This window comes from Micromonospora sp. BRA006-A, assembly GCF_033433935.1.
Lineage (GTDB): Bacteria > Actinomycetota > Actinomycetes > Mycobacteriales > Micromonosporaceae > Micromonospora > Micromonospora aurantiaca.
Map to the genome: position 1 here is coordinate 3,230,938 of NZ_JANCLW010000001.1, position 17,626 is coordinate 3,248,563.

General features: G+C 73.0%; 17 protein-coding genes. 4 read left to right on the top strand and 13 right to left on the bottom strand.

Features of this window, described 5'->3' with window-relative positions:
• Nucleotides 1-71 precede the first annotated feature (71 nt).
• The 6 genes from tpiA to rapZ form a co-directional block, all read right to left on the bottom strand.
• Nucleotides 72-863 carry a triose-phosphate isomerase gene (tpiA, locus tag NMK34_RS14510; RefSeq protein ID WP_318333840.1) on the bottom strand — a complete coding sequence of 264 codons (792 nt, stop codon included), beginning with the start codon at nt 861-863 and terminating at the stop codon, nt 72-74.
• Nucleotides 864-2,063, bottom strand: coding sequence for a phosphoglycerate kinase (locus NMK34_RS14515; protein WP_318333841.1), 1,200 nt, complete (start codon nt 2,061-2,063; stop codon nt 864-866).
• Between the two features lie 52 nt (nt 2,064-2,115).
• Nucleotides 2,116-3,120 carry a type I glyceraldehyde-3-phosphate dehydrogenase gene (gene gap, locus NMK34_RS14520; protein WP_013287466.1) on the bottom strand — a complete coding sequence of 335 codons (1,005 nt, stop codon included), beginning with the start codon at nt 3,118-3,120 and terminating at the stop codon, nt 2,116-2,118.
• A gap of 264 nt (nt 3,121-3,384) precedes the next feature.
• Entirely contained in the window at nt 3,385-4,365 is a 981-nt protein-coding gene (whiA, locus tag NMK34_RS14525; RefSeq protein ID WP_018788213.1) for a DNA-binding protein WhiA, read from the bottom strand.
• A 54-nt stretch (nt 4,366-4,419) separates the two neighbouring features.
• A complete protein-coding gene (locus NMK34_RS14530) occupies nt 4,420-5,424 on the bottom strand; it encodes a uridine diphosphate-N-acetylglucosamine-binding protein YvcK (RefSeq protein ID WP_318333842.1) in 1,005 nt (334 codons plus the stop codon).
• Nucleotides 5,421-6,317 carry an RNase adapter RapZ gene (gene rapZ / locus NMK34_RS14535; protein WP_135244018.1) on the bottom strand — a complete coding sequence of 299 codons (897 nt, stop codon included), beginning with the start codon at nt 6,315-6,317 and terminating at the stop codon, nt 5,421-5,423. Before rapZ ends, NMK34_RS14530 begins: the two co-directional genes overlap by 4 nt.
• Nucleotides 6,318-6,515: 198 nt before the next feature.
• Here rapZ and recQ point away from each other — a divergent pair, with 198 nt between their 5' ends.
• Nucleotides 6,516-8,387 carry a DNA helicase RecQ gene (gene recQ / locus NMK34_RS14540; RefSeq protein ID WP_318333843.1) on the top strand — a complete coding sequence of 624 codons (1,872 nt, stop codon included), beginning with the start codon at nt 6,516-6,518 and terminating at the stop codon, nt 8,385-8,387.
• 92 nt (nt 8,388-8,479) lie between these two features.
• On the opposite strand, the gene NMK34_RS14545 is transcribed toward recQ, so the two are convergent.
• The gene (locus NMK34_RS14545) at nt 8,480-9,133 is read right to left on the bottom strand and encodes a C39 family peptidase (RefSeq protein WP_318333844.1); all 654 of its coding nucleotides are present in this window, start codon (nt 9,131-9,133) and stop codon (nt 8,480-8,482) included.
• 641 nt (nt 9,134-9,774) lie between these two features.
• On the opposite strand from NMK34_RS14545, the gene NMK34_RS14550 reads away from it, so the two are divergent.
• Nucleotides 9,775-10,326, top strand: coding sequence for a GNAT family protein (locus NMK34_RS14550; RefSeq protein WP_318333845.1), 552 nt, complete (start codon nt 9,775-9,777; stop codon nt 10,324-10,326).
• 9 nt (nt 10,327-10,335) lie between these two features.
• Here NMK34_RS14550 and NMK34_RS14555 read toward each other — a convergent pair whose 3' ends face one another.
• Nucleotides 10,336-11,781, bottom strand: a complete 1,446-nt coding sequence (locus NMK34_RS14555; protein ID WP_318333846.1) for a M20/M25/M40 family metallo-hydrolase — start codon at nt 11,779-11,781, stop codon at nt 10,336-10,338.
• Between the two features lie 100 nt (nt 11,782-11,881).
• Between NMK34_RS14555 and NMK34_RS14560 the strand changes: the two genes are divergently transcribed.
• Nucleotides 11,882-13,180: an NAD(P)/FAD-dependent oxidoreductase gene (locus NMK34_RS14560; RefSeq protein ID WP_318333847.1), complete on the top strand. Its 1,299-nt coding sequence runs from the start codon at nt 11,882-11,884 to the stop codon at nt 13,178-13,180.
• Nucleotides 13,181-13,206: 26 nt separating this feature from the next.
• On the opposite strand, the gene NMK34_RS14565 is transcribed toward NMK34_RS14560, so the two are convergent.
• The 3 genes from NMK34_RS14565 to NMK34_RS14575 all read right to left on the bottom strand — a co-directional run bounded on the left by NMK34_RS14565 (nt 13,207) and on the right by NMK34_RS14575 (nt 16,166).
• On the bottom strand, nt 13,207-14,295 hold the full coding sequence (locus NMK34_RS14565; protein WP_318333848.1) for an AI-2E family transporter: 1,089 nt from the start codon (nt 14,293-14,295) through the stop codon (nt 13,207-13,209).
• 39 nt (nt 14,296-14,334) lie between these two features.
• Nucleotides 14,335-15,123 (bottom strand): fused MFS/spermidine synthase, encoded by a 789-nt coding sequence (locus NMK34_RS14570; RefSeq protein WP_318333849.1) that lies wholly within the window; start codon nt 15,121-15,123, stop codon nt 14,335-14,337.
• A 71-nt stretch (nt 15,124-15,194) separates the two neighbouring features.
• On the bottom strand, nt 15,195-16,166 hold the full coding sequence (locus NMK34_RS14575; protein ID WP_318333850.1) for a DUF2267 domain-containing protein: 972 nt from the start codon (nt 16,164-16,166) through the stop codon (nt 15,195-15,197).
• 184 nt (nt 16,167-16,350) lie between these two features.
• Here NMK34_RS14575 and NMK34_RS14580 point away from each other — a divergent pair, with 184 nt between their 5' ends.
• A complete protein-coding gene (locus NMK34_RS14580) occupies nt 16,351-16,665 on the top strand; it encodes a hypothetical protein (RefSeq protein ID WP_194801686.1) in 315 nt (104 codons plus the stop codon).
• 91 nt (nt 16,666-16,756) lie between these two features.
• On the opposite strand, the gene NMK34_RS14585 is transcribed toward NMK34_RS14580, so the two are convergent.
• Both NMK34_RS14585 and NMK34_RS14590 read right to left on the bottom strand, forming a co-directional pair.
• Nucleotides 16,757-17,104 (bottom strand): STAS domain-containing protein, encoded by a 348-nt coding sequence (locus NMK34_RS14585; RefSeq protein WP_318333851.1) that lies wholly within the window; start codon nt 17,102-17,104, stop codon nt 16,757-16,759.
• Between the two features lie 43 nt (nt 17,105-17,147).
• On the bottom strand, nt 17,148-17,492 hold the full coding sequence (locus tag NMK34_RS14590; RefSeq protein WP_318333852.1) for an STAS domain-containing protein: 345 nt from the start codon (nt 17,490-17,492) through the stop codon (nt 17,148-17,150).
• Nucleotides 17,493-17,626 lie beyond the last annotated feature (134 nt).

A 17,626-nucleotide genomic window follows, 5' to 3' on the forward strand; every position in this document is an offset into this window, starting at 1 on the left:
GATCACTGCCCGGACCTGTCGGGCACTGCGGCACCGACCGGTGGACGGGCAGCGTCAAGGATAGCGAGCGATCAGCGGGTGATGTGCTCCGGGAACCGGCAGATCTGCGCGAACTCCTCCGCGTCCAGGCTGGCGCCCCCGACCAGAGCCCCGTCCACGTCCGGCTGCGCCATGATCGCGGCGACGTTCGACGCCTTGACCGACCCGCCGTACAGGATCCGGACCTGCTCGGCGGTGCCCTCGTCGTAGGTCTCGGCGATGCGCTTGCGCACCGCGCCGCAGACCTCCTGGGCGTCGTCCGGGTTCGCCGTCTTGCCGGTGCCGATCGCCCAGACCGGCTCGTACGCGACGACGACCTTGGTGACCTGCTCGGCGGTGAGCCCCTTCAGCGCGCCGTCGAGCTGGTCGCAGCAGTGCCGCACCTGACCCGACTGCTCCCGGACCTCCAGGCCCTCACCGATGCAGAGGATCGGGGTGAGCCCGTTCGCCAGCGCCGCCGACACCTTCGCGTTGACGAGCGCGTCGTCCTCGTGGTGGTACTGCCGCCGCTCCGAGTGCCCGACCACCACGTAACCGCAGCCCAGCTTGGCGAGCATCGGCCCGGCGATGTCACCGGTGTACGCGCCGGACGGGTGCGGCGACAGGTCCTGCGCGCCGTAGCCGATCAGCAGCTTGTCGCCGTCCACCGCGGTCTGCACGGTACGCAGATCCGTGAAGGGCGGCAGCACCACGCACTCGACGTCGGTGAGCTGCTTCTCGTTCAGGCTCGCGGCCAGCTTCTGCACCAGCAGGTTGGCCTCGAGGTGGTTCAGGTTCATCTTCCAGTTGCCGGCCATCAGCGGCCGGCGGGTCGTGCTCGCCATTCAGTTCTCCAGGGCCGCGATGCCGGGGAGGGTCTTGCCCTCCAGGTATTCCAGGGAGGCGCCACCACCGGTGGAGATGTGCCCGAACGAGGACTCGTCCAGGCCCAGCGCGCGCACCGCCGCGGCCGAGTCGCCGCCGCCGACCACGCTGAACGCGTCTGCCTTGGTGATCGCCTCGGCCACGCCCCGGGTGCCGTTGGCGAACGCCGCCATCTCGAACACGCCCATCGGGCCGTTCCAGAAGACGGTCTTCGCCTGCGACAGCGCGGCGGCGAAACCGGCCACCGTCTCCGGGCCGATGTCCAGGCCCAGCCGGTGGCTGGGGATGCCGTCGGCGGGCACGATGTCGTGCGCGGCGTCAGGCGCGAACGCGTCGGCCACCACCACGTCGACCGGGAGCATGATCTTGCCCGGCGCGCGCTCCATCAGGTTGCGGCAGGTCTCGACCATGTCCTTCTCCAGCAGCGACGTGCCCACCTCGTGGCCCTGGGCCTTGAGGAAGGTGAAGCACATCCCGCCGCCGATGAGCAGCCGGTCCACGGTCGGCAGCAGCGCCTCGATCACGGCGAGCTTGTCCGAGACCTTCGAGCCGCCCAGCACCACCACGTACGGCCGCTCCGGCTCGCCGGTGAGGCGGCTGAGCACCTCGACCTCGCGCAGCACCAGCCGGCCCGCGAAGTGCGGCAGCCGGGCCGGTACGTCGTGCACGCTGGCGTGCTTGCGGTGCACCGCGCCGAACGCGTCGTCCACGTAGGCGTCACCGAACGCCGCGAGCTGGTCGGCGAACGCGCCCCGCTCCGCGTCGTCCTTGCTGGTCTCGCCCTTGTTGAACCGCAGGTTCTCCAGCAGCGCGACCTGCCCGTCGGCCAGGTCGGCCACGCATGCCCGCGCCGAGTCGCCGACGGTGTCCTCGGCGAAGTGCACCGGGGCACCGAGCAGCTCACCGAGCCGCCCGGCGACCGGGCGGAGGCTGAACTGCGGGTCCGGCGCGCCCTTCGGGCGGCCCAGGTGCGAGCAGACGACCACCTTCGCGCCGGCCTGCACCAGCGCGCTCAGCGTCGGCAGGACGGCCCGGATCCGGCCGTCGTCCGTGATCTCACCGGTCTGCTTGTCGAGTGGGACGTTCAGGTCGGCGCGCACCAGCACGCGCCGACCCGACACCCCCTCGGCGAGCAGGTCGTCGAGGTTGCGGATGCTCACAGAGCTAGCCCTCCGTTCGTGACTGCGGGGCTCGTAAGCTCGCTCCTCGCACTCACAGGGACTGACCCACCAGCTTGACCAGGTCCACCAGGCGGTTCGAGTAGCCCCACTCGTTGTCGTACCAGCCGACGACCTTGACCTGGTTGCCGATCACCTTGGTCAGCGGCGCGTCGAAGATGCACGACGCCGGGTCGGTCACGATGTCGGCGGAGACGATCGGGTCCTCGTTGTAGGTGAGGATGCCCCGCAGCGGGCCCTCGGCGGCGGCCTTGAGCGCGGCGTTGACCTCGTCCACAGTGGTCTCCCGGCCGACCTCGACGGTCAGGTCGGTGGCCGAGCCGGTCGGGATCGGCACGCGCAGCGCGTAGCCGTCCAGCTTGCCCTTGAGCTCCGGCAGGACCAGGCCGATCGCCTTCGCGGCACCGGTCGAGGTCGGCACGATGTTGAGCGCGGCGGCGCGGGCCCGGCGCAGGTCCTTGTGCGGCGCGTCCTGCAGGTTCTGGTCCTGCGTGTACGCGTGGATGGTGGTCATCAGGCCCTGCTTGATGCCGAACGTGTCCTGCAGGACCTTCGCCATCGGCGCGAGGCAGTTGGTGGTGCAGGAGGCGTTCGAGATGATGTTGTGCTTGGCCGGGTCGTACTGGTCCTGGTTGACGCCCATGACCACGGTGACGTCCTCGTTCTTCGCCGGCGCGGAGATGATGACCTTCTTGGCCCCGCCGTCGAGGTGCGCCTTCGCCTTGGTGCCGTCGGTGAAGAAGCCGGTGGACTCGATGACCACGTCGGCGCCGACCTCGCCCCACGGCAGCTTCGCCGGGTCCTTCTCGGCGTACGCCTTGATGGTCTTGCCGCCCACGGTGATCTCGTCGGCGGTGGCCTTCACCTCGTGCGGGAGGCGGCCCAGGATGCTGTCGTACTTGACAAGGTGGGCGAGCGTCGCGTTGTCGGTCAGGTCGTTGACCGCCACGACCTCGATGTCAGCGCCGGACGCCAGCACTGCCCGGAAGAAGTTGCGGCCGATCCGGCCGAAGCCGTTGATGCCAACCCGGATGGTCACAGGTCCCATCTCCTCGCGTTCTGGTCCGCCGGCGCCAGACCGCTGCCGGCGGAGGTGTGTGCGCCGACCGTTGGAGCCGGCCGTCGACATGTCATCTCGGCCACCCCGCCGCGGTCACGGAGACCTGACCGCCCGAGGCGGTGAGCACGGCGAGGAGCGCCTGTTCCGGCCCCCTTGCCGTACGCAGCGACCATATCCGAGCGCGCGGCGTCGCGCTGCGGCGGGTGGTGATCCCGCTCGCGGTGCGCTGCCGCCCGAGTCCTATCAGACCACGAGCATGTCCGGCGTGACTGCCGCTTCCGTATCCGGGATGCCCAGGTCACGGGCACGCTTGTCGGCCAGCGCGAGCAGCCGGCGGATCCGGCCGGCGATGGCGTCCTTGGTCAGCGGCGGCTCGGCGAGCGCGCCCAGTTCCTCCAGCGAGGCCTGACGGTGCTCCAGGCGCAGCCGCCCGGCCGAGGTCAGGTGGTTCGGCGCGTCGTCGGCGAGGATCTCCAGCGCGCGGGTCACCCGGGCGGCGGCGGCCACCGCGGCACGGGCGGAACGGCGCAGGTTGGCGTCGTCGAAGTTGGCCAGCCGGTTCGCGGTGGCGCGCACCTCCCGGCGTACCCTCCGCTCCTCCCAGGCCAGCACGCTGGAGTGCGCCCCGATGCGGGTGAGCAGCGCGGCGATCGCGTCTCCGTCCTTGACCACCACCCGGTCCACGCCGCGCACCTCGCGGTTCTTGGCGGTGATACCGATCCGGCGGGCGGCGCCGACGAGCGCCAGCGCCGACTCCGGGCCGGGGCAGGTGATCTCCAGCGCGCTGGAACGGCCCGGCTCGGTGAGCGAGCCGTGCGCCATGAACGCGCCCCGCCACGCCGACACGGCACAGCAGACGTTCGCGGCCACCACGTGCGGCGGCAGGCCGCGCACCGGGCGGCCCCGCACGTCGAGCAGGCCGGTCTGCCGGGCGAGCGCCTCGCCGTCCTTGACCACCCGCACGATGAAGTGGCTGCCCTTGCGCAGCCCGCCGGAGGCGAGCACGTGGATCTCGCTCGGGTAGCCGTACACCTCGGCGATCTCCCGCCGCAGCCGGCGCGCGACCGCGCCGGTGTCCAGCTCCGCCTCGACCACGACGCGGCCCGACACGATGTGCAGGCCGCCGGCGAAACGCAGCAGGGCGGCCATCTCCGCCCGCCGACAGCAGGGCTTGGGCACGTCGACCCGACTCAGCTCGTCCTTGACCGCAGCCGTCATCGCCATAGTGCGCCCCCTCACGGACCGGTTCCGGCGTGTCGCCGGTGATTACGTACGTGTCTAACGATCGGCGCGCAGGACAGGCACCAGCGCGGCGCCCAGTGCGGCTGGATCATGACGGGGCGTGCCGTCCAGGACGGCGACGGGAGCGAGGACCAGCCGGGCACCAAGCGATTCTGCCGCACGTTCGACCGCCGCGGGATCACCCACCGCCGTGGAGTCGGCGAGCACCCGGTCCACCTTCAGCTCGGGCAGATAGCGCCGCAGGGTGTCCAGATGGTCGGGCAGGGAGAGCCCCGAGGTCTCCTTCTCGGCCACCAGGTTGAGCGTCACCAGCCGCCGCGCCGGACTGGACACGATCGCGTCGGCAAGCCCCGGCACGAGCAGGTGCGGCAGCACACTCGTGTACCAGCTGCCCGGCCCGAAGATCAGCCAGTCCGCGGCGCGTACCGCCGTCACCGCCTCGGCGCACGCGGCCGGCGCGGACGGGCTGAGCCGCAGCGACTCGACGGTGCCCGGCGTGACCGCGACCTGGTGCTGGCCGCGCACCGTGGACACCTCGTCCGGGTGCTCCGGGTCGGCGCCGCGGACCCGGGCCTCGATGCCGACCGGCTGGCGGGACATCGGCAGCACCCGCCCCACCGCGCCGAGCATCGCCCCGGCGTGGTCGAGCGCCGCCACCGGGTCGCCGAGCAGTTCGGTGAGCCCGTGCAGGAGCAGGTTGCCGACCGCGTGGCCGGCGAGCGAGTCGCCGATCGCGACCGGCACCGGCGCGGCGATCGTCGGCGCCGGCGGCACGGCGGCGGCGAAGCGGTGCTGGAACAACGCCGCGCTGCGCCGGGTGGCCGGGTGGTCACCGGCCAGCGCGACGAGCGCCTGCCGAAGGTCGCCCGGCGGCAGGCCGCCGCGCTCGGCGCGCAGACGGCCGCTGGAGCCGCCGTCGTCACCGACGGTGACCACCGCGGTGATGTCCAGGTCCAGCTCGGGTACGCAGTGACGCAGCGCCCGCAGCGACGCCGAGAGCCCGTGCCCACCGCCGAAGGCGACCACCCTGGTCGGGGTCACTCCCGCCCCAGGTCCCGGTGCTGGGCGTTCGCGGCGATGCCGGAGTGGCGCAGCCGGGAGGCCAGCTCCTCGGCGATGGCCACGCTGCGGTGCTTGCCGCCGGTGCAGCCGACCGCCACGGTCAGGTAGCGCTTGCCCTCCCGCTCGAACCCGGCGGTGGTGGCGTTGACCAGGTCGGCGTAGCCGGCCACGAACGCGTCGGCACCCTCCTGGCCCAGCACGTACGCGCTGACCGCCTCCTCGCGGCCGGTGTGCTCGCGCAGCTCCGGCACCCAGTACGGGTTCGGCAGGAAGCGGGCGTCCATCACGAAGTCGGCGTCCGGCGGCAGGCCGTACTTGAAACCGAACGAGATCACGGTGATCCGCAGCCGGCGGGCGTCCTCGCCGCCGAACAGCTCCTCGACCCGGCGGCGTAGCTGGTTCACGTTCAGGTGGCTGGTGTCGATGATCACGTCGGCCTGCTCGCGGGCCTCCTCCAGCAGCGTCCGCTCGACCGCGATGCCGTCGGCGAGCCGCCCGTCGCCCTGCAACGGGTGCGAGCGGCGCACGCTCTCGAACCGGCGGATCAGCACCTCGTCGTCGGCGTCGACGAAGACCACCCGGGGCTGGAAGCCGCGCTCGCGCAGCTCGCGGATCGCCCCGGCCAGGTCGGTGGAGAACGCGCGCGAGCGCACGTCCAGCACCATCGCCGTACGCCGGGCCGCGCCACCGGCCTTGAACGCCAGCTCGGCCATGTCCAGCAGCAGCGCCTGCGGCAGGTTGTCGACCACGTAGTAGCCGACGTTCTCCAGCGCCCGCGCCACAGTGCTGCGCCCGCCGCCGGACAGGCCGGTCACCACCACCAGGGAGGTGTCCGACTCGGCCGGCGCCGTCTCCCCCTCGGTCCGTCCCAGGTCACCCGCTGTACGCGCCTCGCTCACCCGCTACCCCCAGCCGTGGCGCCGCGGCCGGTCGGCCGCGCATGGTCAATCAGCGACTCTAACGGCTGCGACCCGGCCCGGGATTCCACGGGGTGACCACCGGAACATGTCGCCGCCCCCGGAACGGCTCGCCGGGCGGGCGCTGTCGGGGGACGCTCGTAGACTGCGCGGATGGTCTCCCCCACCGACGAGCGGACCACCTCCGCACCGGCCGGCTCCGCACCGACCGGCGACGCGCTCGACGTGTTGCGCCGGGTCTTCGGGTACGACGCCTTCCGCGGCTTCCAGCAGGAGGTCGTCGAACACGTGGTGGCCGGCGGCGACGCGCTGGTGCTGATGCCCACCGGTGGCGGCAAGTCGCTGTGCTACCAGATCCCCGCGCTGGTCCGCGACGGCGTGGCGGTGGTCGTCTCGCCGCTCATCGCGCTCATGCAGGACCAGGTCGACGCGCTCACAGCGGTCGGCGTCCGGGCCGGGTTCCTCAACTCGACCCAGGATCCCGCGCAGCGGCGCCGGGTCGAGGCGGCCTACCTCGCCGGTGAGCTGGACCTGCTCTATCTCGCCCCGGAAGGGCTCGCCGTGCGGTCCACGCTGGGCCTGCTGGAACGCGGCCGGATCGCGCTGTTCGCGATCGACGAGGCACACTGCGTGTCGCAGTGGGGGCACGACTTCCGCCCCGACTACCTCAACCTGTCGATGCTGCACGAGCGCTGGCCGGACGTACCGCGAATCGCGCTGACCGCCACCGCGACCCAGGCCACGCGCACCGAGATCGCCACCCGGCTGCGGCTCACCGAGGCCCGGCACTTCGTCGCAAGCTTCGACCGGCCCAACATCCAGTACCGGATCGTGCCCAAGCGGGAGCCGCGCCGCCAGTTGCTGAGCCTGCTGCGCGACGAGCACCCCGGCGACGCCGGCATCGTCTACTGCCTGTCCCGGGCCTCGGTGGAGAAGACCGCCGAGTTCCTGGTCGCCAACGGCATCCCCGCGCTGCCGTACCACGCCGGGCTGGACGCCTCGACCCGCGCCGCCAACCAGCAGCGCTTCCTGCGCGAGGACGGTCTGGTCATGGTCGCCACCATCGCGTTCGGGATGGGCATCGACAAGCCCGACGTACGCTTCGTCGCCCACCTCGACCTGCCGAAGTCGGTGGAGGGCTACTACCAGGAGACCGGCCGCGCCGGGCGCGACGGGCTGCCGTCCACGGCCTGGCTGGCGTACGGACTCCAGGACGTGGTCCAGCAGCGCAAGATGATCGAGACGTCGGAGGGCGACCTGGCGCACCGGCGCAACCTCGCCGCCCACCTGGACGCCATGCTGGCGCTCTGCGAGACGGTCCGCTGCCGCCGCTCCCAACTGCTCGAATACTTCGGCGAGACCGGCGTGGCCGACTGCGGCAACTGCGACACCTGCCTCGAACCGCCGGAGTCCTGGGACGGCACCGTCGCCGCGCAGAAGCTGCTGTCCACCGTCTTCCGGCTCGACCGCGAGCGCAACCAGCGGTTCGGCGCCGGTCACAGCATCGACATCCTGCTCGGCAAGCACACCGACAAGATCGACCAGTACGGCCACGACGCGCTGAGCACGTTCGGCATCGGCACCGAGCTGCGCGAGGCGGAGTGGCGTGGGGTGGTGCGGCAGCTCCTCGCCGAGGGGCTGCTCGCGGTCGAGGGCGACTACGGCACGCTGGCGCTGACCGAGGCCAGCGCGGACGTGCTCGGGCGCCGCCGTACCGTGACGCTGCGCAAGGAGCCGGAGCGCCCGGCGGCCGGCCGGTCCGCCAAGCCGCGGGGCGCGGCCACTGTGGTCGCCGACCTCTCCCCCGCCGCCGCGCCCGTCTTCGAGCGGCTCCGCGCGTGGCGCGCGGCCACCGCCAAGGAGCAGGGCGTCCCGGCGTACGTCATCTTCCACGACGCGACCCTGCGGCAGATCGCCGCCGAGCCGCCCGCCTCGCTGGCCGAGTTGTCCCGGGTCAACGGGGTCGGCGAGAACAAGCTCGCCAAGTACGGCGAGGCGATCCTGGCCGTACTCGCCGAGTCCTGACGGCACGCGGAAGGGCCCGGCCCCTCGTGGTGGGGGTCGGGCCCTTCCGCGTGCTCATGTTCTTGCTCTGCAGCCATCGGTGCGGCGGGTGGTCAGCTGGTGCTGTAGCCGCGGGTGGCGATCCAGTCGGCGAGGTTGTCGATGCTCATCCGGTAGGTGGCGGTGTTGGGGTCGGCGCTGTCGGCGATGGTGACGGTCTCACCGTTGTCGCGGTAGCCGATGACGCTGATGTAGTGGCCGCCTTCGAAGGAGTGGGTGGTGCCGTCGGTGTCGGTGGCGGTGCCGGCGATGTTGGCGACCACGGCCCGGCCGGCGTCGACGGTCTTGACCACGTCAGCGCGGAGGGTGTCGGTCTGCTTGTCGTCGGCCTTGGGGGTGCTGATCTCGACCGACTTGTAGGCGTCCTTGGCGCCGGTCTCCTTGTTCAGCACGGGGGTGATGTCGTTGATGCTGTTGGTGCCGGCCTCGGTGGTGCCCATCTCCTTGGCCATGGCGTGCACGTCGATGTTCTTGCCCTGCACGCTCAGGGCGTTGCGGGCGGCGGCGGGGCCGCAGAAGTAGAAGTTGGGCTGGGCCTCGTAGCGGACGTCGAGTTCCCGCTCGCCGTGGCCCTTGCGGTCGGCCACCACGCTGGTGCCGGTGGTGGGGGCGGCGTGGGCGGCGATCGCGGGGCCGGCGATACCTCCGGCGGTGGCGGCGATACCGGCAGCGGTCAGAACGGTCTTACGCAGCAGAGTGGTAGCCATGATGGTTGCCTCCCTGAAGTCGGGGGATCACGCGGCGAAGGGGGATGCCGCACGAGGGGGGAAGTCTTGGGGGTGCCCGTCGAGTGGGCTGGCGCGCGGGCGACCCGGCGGGGCCTGCTCCGCGGCTCGGGGATGTAACGACCGGCGGTCCGGGGTCATTCCCGGGGACGGCCGGGGGTGCTCGTCGCTCGAGGATGTAACGACGACCGGGCCGGGCCGATTCCCTGACCTGCCGTGGGTGCCGGGCGGGCCGGTGTGTCCGGCGCTCGTGCCTGGGCGGTCAGCCATGTACAACGCCCCGCGCCCGCCACCGATTCCATGCTGACGATGGCACCGACCACAGCCCCCGCAAGGCCCCCGCAACGAACCGGACACCGCACACCAAACCCGTCACGCCGTCACCCGGCCGGACCGCATCACCGCGCGATCTTGCATTTTGGTCCTCGGTGATCCCCCGCAAAGCCGACATCTCCCGGGCATCAAGTGCAAGATCGCGTGGGTGTCGGATGCCCCAGGGATCTTGGTACGACAGGGGCCCGCATAGGGGCCGTTTCCTACCAAGATCTACGAAGGGCTCGGGGTGGCGGCGGGGAGTGCACCCCGGGTGGGGTGGGATGGACGCGGTGGCGGAGAGTGGCGCTGTGCGATATCTGCGCAGCGACGGACGCGTCGCCATCCGCCGTCCCCGACCCGCCGACGAGGCGGAGTTCGTCGCCGCCGCCCGGCGCAGCCGCGACCTGCACCATCCGTGGCTCTCCGCGCCCGACGACGCGCAGCGGTACGCGGCGTACCTGCGCAAGATCCGGGGGCGGGACGGCGCCGGGTTCCTGCTCTGCGACCGGGCCACCGGGGACATCGCCGGATACGCGAACATCAGCGGCATCGTGCTGGGCGCGCTGCGCGGCGGTTACCTCGGATACGCGGCGTTCCGCCCGTACGCGGGTACCGGGCACGCCTCGGCCGGGGTGCGGCTGGTGATCGAGTACGCGTTCGGGCCGCTCGGTCTGCACCGGCTGGAGGCGAACATCCAGCCCGGCAACGAGCCGTCGAAGCGGCTGGCGCGCCGGCTCGGCTTCCGGCTGGAGGGGTTCTCCCCGGACTACCTGTTCATCGACGGCGCGTGGCGCGACCACGAACGCTGGGCGATCACCGCACCGGCGCCGGATCGGGCGGAACCGGCGCCGGGGCGGTGACCGGCGGCCTCAGCTGCCGGGCTTCGGGAAGGCGACCGGGCTGCGGTGCCCGTCCCGGTCCACCGCCCGTACGCCGAAGAACACGTTGTCCTTGGACAGGTCGATGGTCACCTCGGTGACGTCGCCGACCGGCAGCACCTTCTGCCACCGGTCGGCGGTGGTCTCCCGCCACACCACCTCGTACCCGGCCAGGTCCGGCTCGGGCCCGCGCTGCCACCGCAGCGTGGTGTCGTTCGTCAGGTTCGTGGTCACCACGGTGACGCCCTTGGGTGTGCCCGGCGCCTGGGCCAGTGACCACAGCGTCGCGGCGTTCACCCGCGCCACCCGGGTGATGTAGCCGAAGTCGCAGAACTCGGGCAGGTCGCCGTACTGCACGCCGTCGACGACCCGCACATCCTGGTGCTGGTGGGCGAAGTCCTCGTTCGGCTCGGTGAACCGGCCGGCCGGCCAGCCCTCGCGCAGGAACGAGATGTGGTCGCTGCCGCGCAGGTAGCGGTCCCGCCGGTAGATGACGCGTACGTCCATGCCGGTGGCGGAGTTCTCGGCCACGTCGGTGACGAACCGGGCGACCTGCCGGGACGGGGAGTCGTTCTCGCCGCCGACGGACTGCCGCACGCTCGCCTCGGCCGGGGTCTCGGCGGTCGGCACGCCCTCGGCGAACAACCGCACGGTACGCGGGTCGCGGGTGCCGTCGTCGGCGGTGCTGGAGCCGACGATGTCGTTGCTGAACATCCCTTGGATGTCGGCGCCGGCCGCCTTCAACTGCGCGGCCAGGTACGCCGACCCGTACAGTCCCTGCTCCTCGGCGGCGACGGCGGCGAGCACGATGGTGGCCTCGGTGCGGCGGGTGGACAGCACCCGGGCCAGCTCCATCACCACCGCCACGCCGGAGGCGTCGTCGTCGGCGCCCGGTGCGTCGCTGACCGCGTCCATCACGTCGGTGGCCCGGGAGTCGTAGTGGCCGGTGATGACGTACACCCGCTCGGGCGTGACGTCGCCGCGCAGGGTCGCCACCACGTTGGTGATGGTGGTGGGGACGGGGATGCGGGAGGCGGGTTGCTGCACGTACGACTGCAGTTCGACGCTCATTCGGCCGCCGGACGCGGCCGCGTACCCGGAGAGCTGGGCGTGGATCCAGTCGCGGGCGGCGCCGATGCCGCGTACCGGATCGGTCTGGCTGGACAGGGTGTGGCGGGTGCCGAACGCGGCGAGCCGGCGCACGACGGCCTCGATCCGGCGGCTGTCGATCTCGCGCAGCAGCGCGGTCAGCTCGCGGCCGGGCCGCTGCGGGCGTGCCGGACGGCCGGGGCCCGGGGGAGCGCCGGTCGCGGCGGCGGCCGGGGCGGCGGTGAGCGGGGTGGCGACGGCGGCGGCGGTGGCCGCCGCGGAGGCGGTGAGGAAGGTACGCCGGCTGGACCTCGTGGGCCGACCCCCGGCGGTCTCGTGGTTTCCCATCCCGGCATCCTCGCGCCGATCACGAGGAATGTCCATATAGCCGCCGATGGATGGACCATGGGCACGTTTGTCGCAGGTCTGCCCGGGAACGGCAGCAGGCATGACGAAACCACGGGTGGTGATCGTGGGGGCCGGGTTCGCCGGGTACCACGCGGCCAAGACGTTGCGCCGACTGGCCCGCGACCGGGCCGAGATCGTCCTGCTGAACACGACCGACTACTTCCTCTACCTGCCGCTGCTGCCCGAGGTGGCGGCCGGTGTGGTGGAGCCGACCCGGATCGCCGTGCCGCTCGCCGGCACGCTCGACGGCGTCCGTGTGGTGGTCGGCGAGGCGGACCGGGTCGACCTGCAGAACCGGTGGGTCGGCTACCGCTCGATCGAGGGCGACCACGGGCAGCTCGCGTACGACCGCCTCGTGCTCAGCGTCGGCAGCGTCAACAAGCTGCTGCCGATCCCCGGCGTGACCGAGTACGCCCACGGCTTCCGCGGCCTGCCCGAAGCGCTGTTCCTGCACGACCACGTGGTCCGGCAGGTGGAGCTGGCCGAGCTGACCGACGACCCGGCCGAGCAGCGGGCCCGCGCCACGTTCGTGGTGGTCGGCGCCGGCTACACCGGCACCGAGGTGGCCGCGCACGGGCAGCTGTTCACCGATCGGCTGATGGCCCAGCGCCCGCACCTGAAGGTCCGGCCGCGCTGGATGCTGCTGGACGTGGCGCCCCGGGTGCTGCCCGAACTGGACCGGCGGATGTCGGTCACCGCCGACCGGGTGCTGCGCAAACGCGGCGTGGACGTGCGGATGGGCACCTCGGTCGCCGAGGCCACCCCGGACGGGGTGATGCTCACCGACGGCGAGTACGTCCCGACGTGCAGCCTCATCTGGTGCGTCGGCGTACGCCCCGACCCGTTCGTGGCCGAGCTGGGGCTGCGCACCGAGAAGGGCCGGCTGGTGGTCGACGAGTTCCTCAACATCCCCGGCTACCCGGAGGTGTTCGCCTGCGGCGACGCCGCCGCCGTGCCCGACCCGACCCGCCCCGGGCAGGTGTGCGCGATGACCGCGCAGCACGCCCAGCGGCAGGGCAAGCTGGCCGCGCACAACATCGCCGCCTCGTACGGGCAGGGCGTGCGCAAGTCGTACAAGCACCACGACCTGGGCTGGGTGGTGGACCTGGGCGGCAAGGACGCGGCGGCGAACCCGCTCAAGGTGCCGCTCGCCGGGCTGCCCGCCAAGGCCGTCACCCGCGGTTACCACCTGCTCGCCATGCCCGGTAACCGGCCGCGGGTCGCGGCGGACTGGGCGCTGGACGCGACTCTGCCCCGGCCCGCCGTGCAGCTCGGGCTGGTCCCGGCGAACGCGGTGCCGCTGGAGAGCGAGTCACCGGAGCTGGCCCGCCGCCGCTGAGCCTCGACCACCCGCCGGCCGGTCCGTCACCCGCCGGCCGGCGGGTGACGGGAACCCGCCGGATCGCCGTCGGCGGGCTGCGGCAGGGCCTGCCGCCCGGCCGGCGCGAACTCGCGCAGCAGCACCTGCACGATGCCGGCGGCCGGGATCGCCAGCAGCGCCCCCACCAGCCCGGCCAGCTCGACCGACAGCAGCACGCTGACCAGCACCGTCAACGGGTTCAACCGGACTGCGCGGCCCATGATGACCGGTTGCAGCAGATGGTTCTCCACCTGCTGGTAGACCACGAAGAAGACAAGCACGACGAGGCCGGCGGTGGGGGAGTGCAGGAACGCCGCGCCGGCCGCGGCGAGCGCGCCGAGCGTGGCGCCGACGAGCGGGATCAGGTCGAACACGGCGACCGTCAGGGCGATCACCGCGGCGAACGGCACACCGAGCAGGAACAGCACGACGAACGTCAGACCGCCGCAGATCACGCTGATCAGCAGGTTGCCGCTCAGGTAGCCGGTGACGATCCGGGACGAGTCGCGCCCGATGCGCCGCAGCCGCGCCGCCGCGCCGTCGCCGGTGAGCCGCAGCGTCGCAGCCACGATCTTCGGTGCCTCCAGGACCATCAGGTACGCCAGCACCACCACGGTGACAACCGCGGCGACCGCCTGGGCCACGCTGCGGACCACCCCGACCGTCGGGTCGCCGAGCCGGGCGCCGTACCGGCGGAGCTGGCCGGGTTCGGCGTACCGGAGCAGGTGGAAGCGGTCCAGCAGCCGCCCGAGCGGCCCCTGCCCGGCCTGCGCCTCGCGTACGAGGTCCGGCGCCCGGTCGGCGAACCGGCCCACCTCGTCCACCAGCGGCACCACGATCAGCGCGGCGACGGCGGATAACAGCGCGAACGCGGCCAGGAACACCAGCAGCGTGGCGAGGGCGCGGCGGCGTACCCGGCGTTCGAGACGGTCCACGAGCGGTTTGAGGGCGACCGCGAAGAACACCGCCACCAGCCCCCACACCAGCACCCGGCGGGTGGCCCAGACCAGCGCCAGCCCGACCCCGGTGGCGAGGACCAGACCGATCACGATCAGCGTCCGGCGCGCGATGGACCGATCGTCGGCGGCGCTCATCCGGCGCGGCTACCCGCGCTGGGGGTACGAAAACCCGGCTCAGCCCAGGTCGGCGTCGGTGACCGGGTGGGCGCCCGCGGCGAACGCGTCGAGCGTCGCGCCGTGCAGCACCGTTCCGGGCACCGGGTCGGCGGCGACGCGGGTGGCGAGCCGGATCACCGGGATCCGGCCCGCCGTGGGCGTGGCGGCGAGCACCACGTTGCCGTAGCGGCGCCCGCGCAGCATCCGCCGGTCGGCGACCAGGCAGACGTCGGCGAACACCGCCCGCAGCGTCGCCACCTGCGCCCGGGTGTGCGCCAGCGGCGGCAGGTCCGTGAGGTTGATCAGGTAGAGGCCGTCCGGGCGCAGCACCCGGGCCACCTGCGCCGCGAACTCGACCGCCGCCACCTGCGGCGGCATCCGGGCGGCCCGGTACACGTCGGCCACCACCACGTCGTACGCCCCGGGCGGCTCCTCGGCGACCGCCTCCCGGGCGTCGCCGAGCGCCACCACCACCTCCGGCGGCAGCCGCGGCAGCCTCCGCCGGACCAGCTCGACCACGCCCGGATCGCGCTCGATCACCCGCTGCGCCGAGCCGGGCCGGGTGCTCGCGAGCCAGCGCGGCAGCGTGAGCGCGCCGCCGCCCAGGTGCAGGGCGGTCAGCGCCACCCCGCGCGGGGCGGCCAGGTCGATCGCGGCGGCGATCCGCCGCACGTACTCGAAGTGCAGGTACCGGGCGTCGGCCACGTCCACGTACGACTGCTCGACCCCGTCGGCCAGCAGCGTGCGCCCGGACGGGCGGGCCGGGTCCACCACGATCTCCAGGGTCTCGGTGTCGTCGTGATCCACGGCGGGACACGGTACCGCGCGGACACGGGTGGCCCCGGCCCGCGTGGGACCGGGGCCGTTCCGCCGCCGGGTCAGCCGGCCGCCATCCCGGCGCCGGCCTCGTCGACTGCCGCGTCCACCCGGTGCGCGAGGTCCACGTCCGCTGCCGTCACGCCGTCGACCTGCTGGGTCCGGACCGTCAGCACGGCGTTGTCCGGGTCCGGCCGCCCGATCTGCGGCGACCGTCCGACGTCGGACTTGAGCCGGTCCAGCCGGTCGAGCACCCGGTCCAGGTTGCCGCCGGGCAGCTCGATCGTGCGCACGAGCGAGCGCCTGTCGCTGGACCAGTAGGGCAGCGTCGCGAGCGCGTCGCGCAGCTCCGCCTCGGTCAGCGGCGCGGTGGCCGAGGACGCGCCCACCAGGCCGCCGCCGAAGTCGGTCGGCCCGAGCAGGTCACGCAACTCGTCCGGTACGCGCAGCGACTCGACCAGGTCCGCGTCGGCCTCGGCGAGCGCGGCGAGCGTCGCCTCGGCCTGATAGCGGGCCTGCTCCGGGGTGAGGCGGCTGTACCGGCCCACCTCGGCCAGGAAGCCGGGCAGGTCGCGGCGGCGTTCCAGGCCGTACACCGGCACCACGTCGTGCAGGGTCAGCGGCACCGCCTCCAGCAGCCGCTCCCGTTCCGCCTCGTCCAGCGCCCGGGCCAGGGCCAGCACGGTGCCCTCCGCCGCGACCTTGGCCGTGGTGAAGTCCACCCCGGCGCGCCGGCTCACGTCGTCGACGAGATCCCGGTAGCCCATCGAGACCCCGGGTGACGGCGTCGGGTCCGGCAGCGGGCGCTGCTGCTCCGCGACGGCGACCGGTGGCGGCGCGGGACCGCCCCGGGTGGTGTCCGGCTTGTGCCGTCCGGCCGGCGGCGGGCCGGACCGGTCGTGCTGGTCCAACGACGTGACCTGCTTGGACGCGCTCAGGCTGGCGCCGGTCTGGCTCGGCCGCAGCCCTCGTTCGCGGGCCTCGCGGGCCAGGGCCCGGCGGCGCTGGTTGTCGCCCTCCATCTGCTTGCGCATCGTCGCACCTCGTTCCTGGGTCGGTTGCGCTTGCGCCGACCGCGTTCCCGGCGCTGCCGGGAAGGTAACGGCGGACCGCCCGGCCGGACGCTTCATTCGCTGCGGGTGAGGAGTGCTCACCCCGGCGGGCGGCAGGCTCGGACGGACCGGACAACTTCCGACGCACGCGGAAGGGCAGGTCGACATGAAACGGATCGTGGAGATCGTCCCCGCCCGTCCCGGCTGGTACGCCCGTTGGCGCATCGGCCCGGACGACACCCGCTCCTACCCGGTGACCCTGTGGGCGCTGCTGGAACACCACGACGGCAGCGGACGCGAGGTGGTCGGTGTCGACTGTGTGGGGCAGTGGCCCGGCGCGGACGACGACGACATGAGTGGGGACTTCGTCCGTTATCTGTTCCAGACGCCTGATTCCGGCGCGCCGGAGGACGTCGAGCCTCCGCTCGCGGGGCAGTCGCGCGACGAGACGCGGCACCGGCAGGCCGAGCCTGCCGCCTGAGCCATCCTCCCGGCCCCCGGCCCCTGGTCCCAGGGTCGGGGGCCACCCCTGTCCGCCTGTCGCTCAGCCCGCCTGGCGGGTCTGGGCCGGGTCAGCCGGCCTCGCGGACCCCGCCGGTCAGGTCGCGCGGCGGGGTGGCGAGCAGTTCGGCCAGGCCGGTGCGGTCCAGCAGGTGCCTGATCTGCGGGTTCAGGTTGAACAGGCGGATCGCCCCGGTGCCGGCCCGGTGGATCACCACGAGCGCGCTCAGGCCGGAGGAGTCACAGAGGTCCACCCCGGCGAAGTCGAGTTCCAGCTCCTGGTGACCGTCGCGGCGCAGGTCGGCCACGGCGTCGACGAGTTCCGGCGCGGTGTCGAAGTCAAGCTCTCCGGCCAGCCGCACCCGGGCGGAACCGGCGTCGAGCCGGTCCACCTCGATGGTCAACATCTGGGAGGGCACGTTCCCATGTTCCCAGCCGGGCCCGGGCGGGAAACCCCCGGGGTCACGCGGACGCGGTCGAATCCGGCGCGGAGAGGCCCGGCGCGTCGTCGACCGGCGAGCGGTCGAGCAGACCGGTGACGCCGGTCAGGTCGAGGATGGTCTCCAGGAACCGGGGGACCGCGCGTAGCTCGATGGCGGTGCCGGCCTGCTGGCCCTCCCGCCAGGCGTGCACGATCACGGACAGGCCGGTGCTGTCCATGAACTGCAGGTCGCCGAAGTCGAACACCAGCGTCACCGGACGCGCGGCGAGCAGCCGGTCGATCTCGGCGCGTAGCGGGGCCGCCGTGGCGTACGCCAGGTCGCCGCCGACGACCACCACCGGAACGGCCGGGTCGGAACGATCCACGGAGATGCTCAGCGGGCTCGCCTCGGGCCTTCTCCGTTGAGGAACCACGTCACGCCTTTCCGCGGGGGTGCCGGTCGGGCCGGGATGACAGGATCGTAACAACAGCGGCATCACCTCGCTGGACGCGCGAGCCG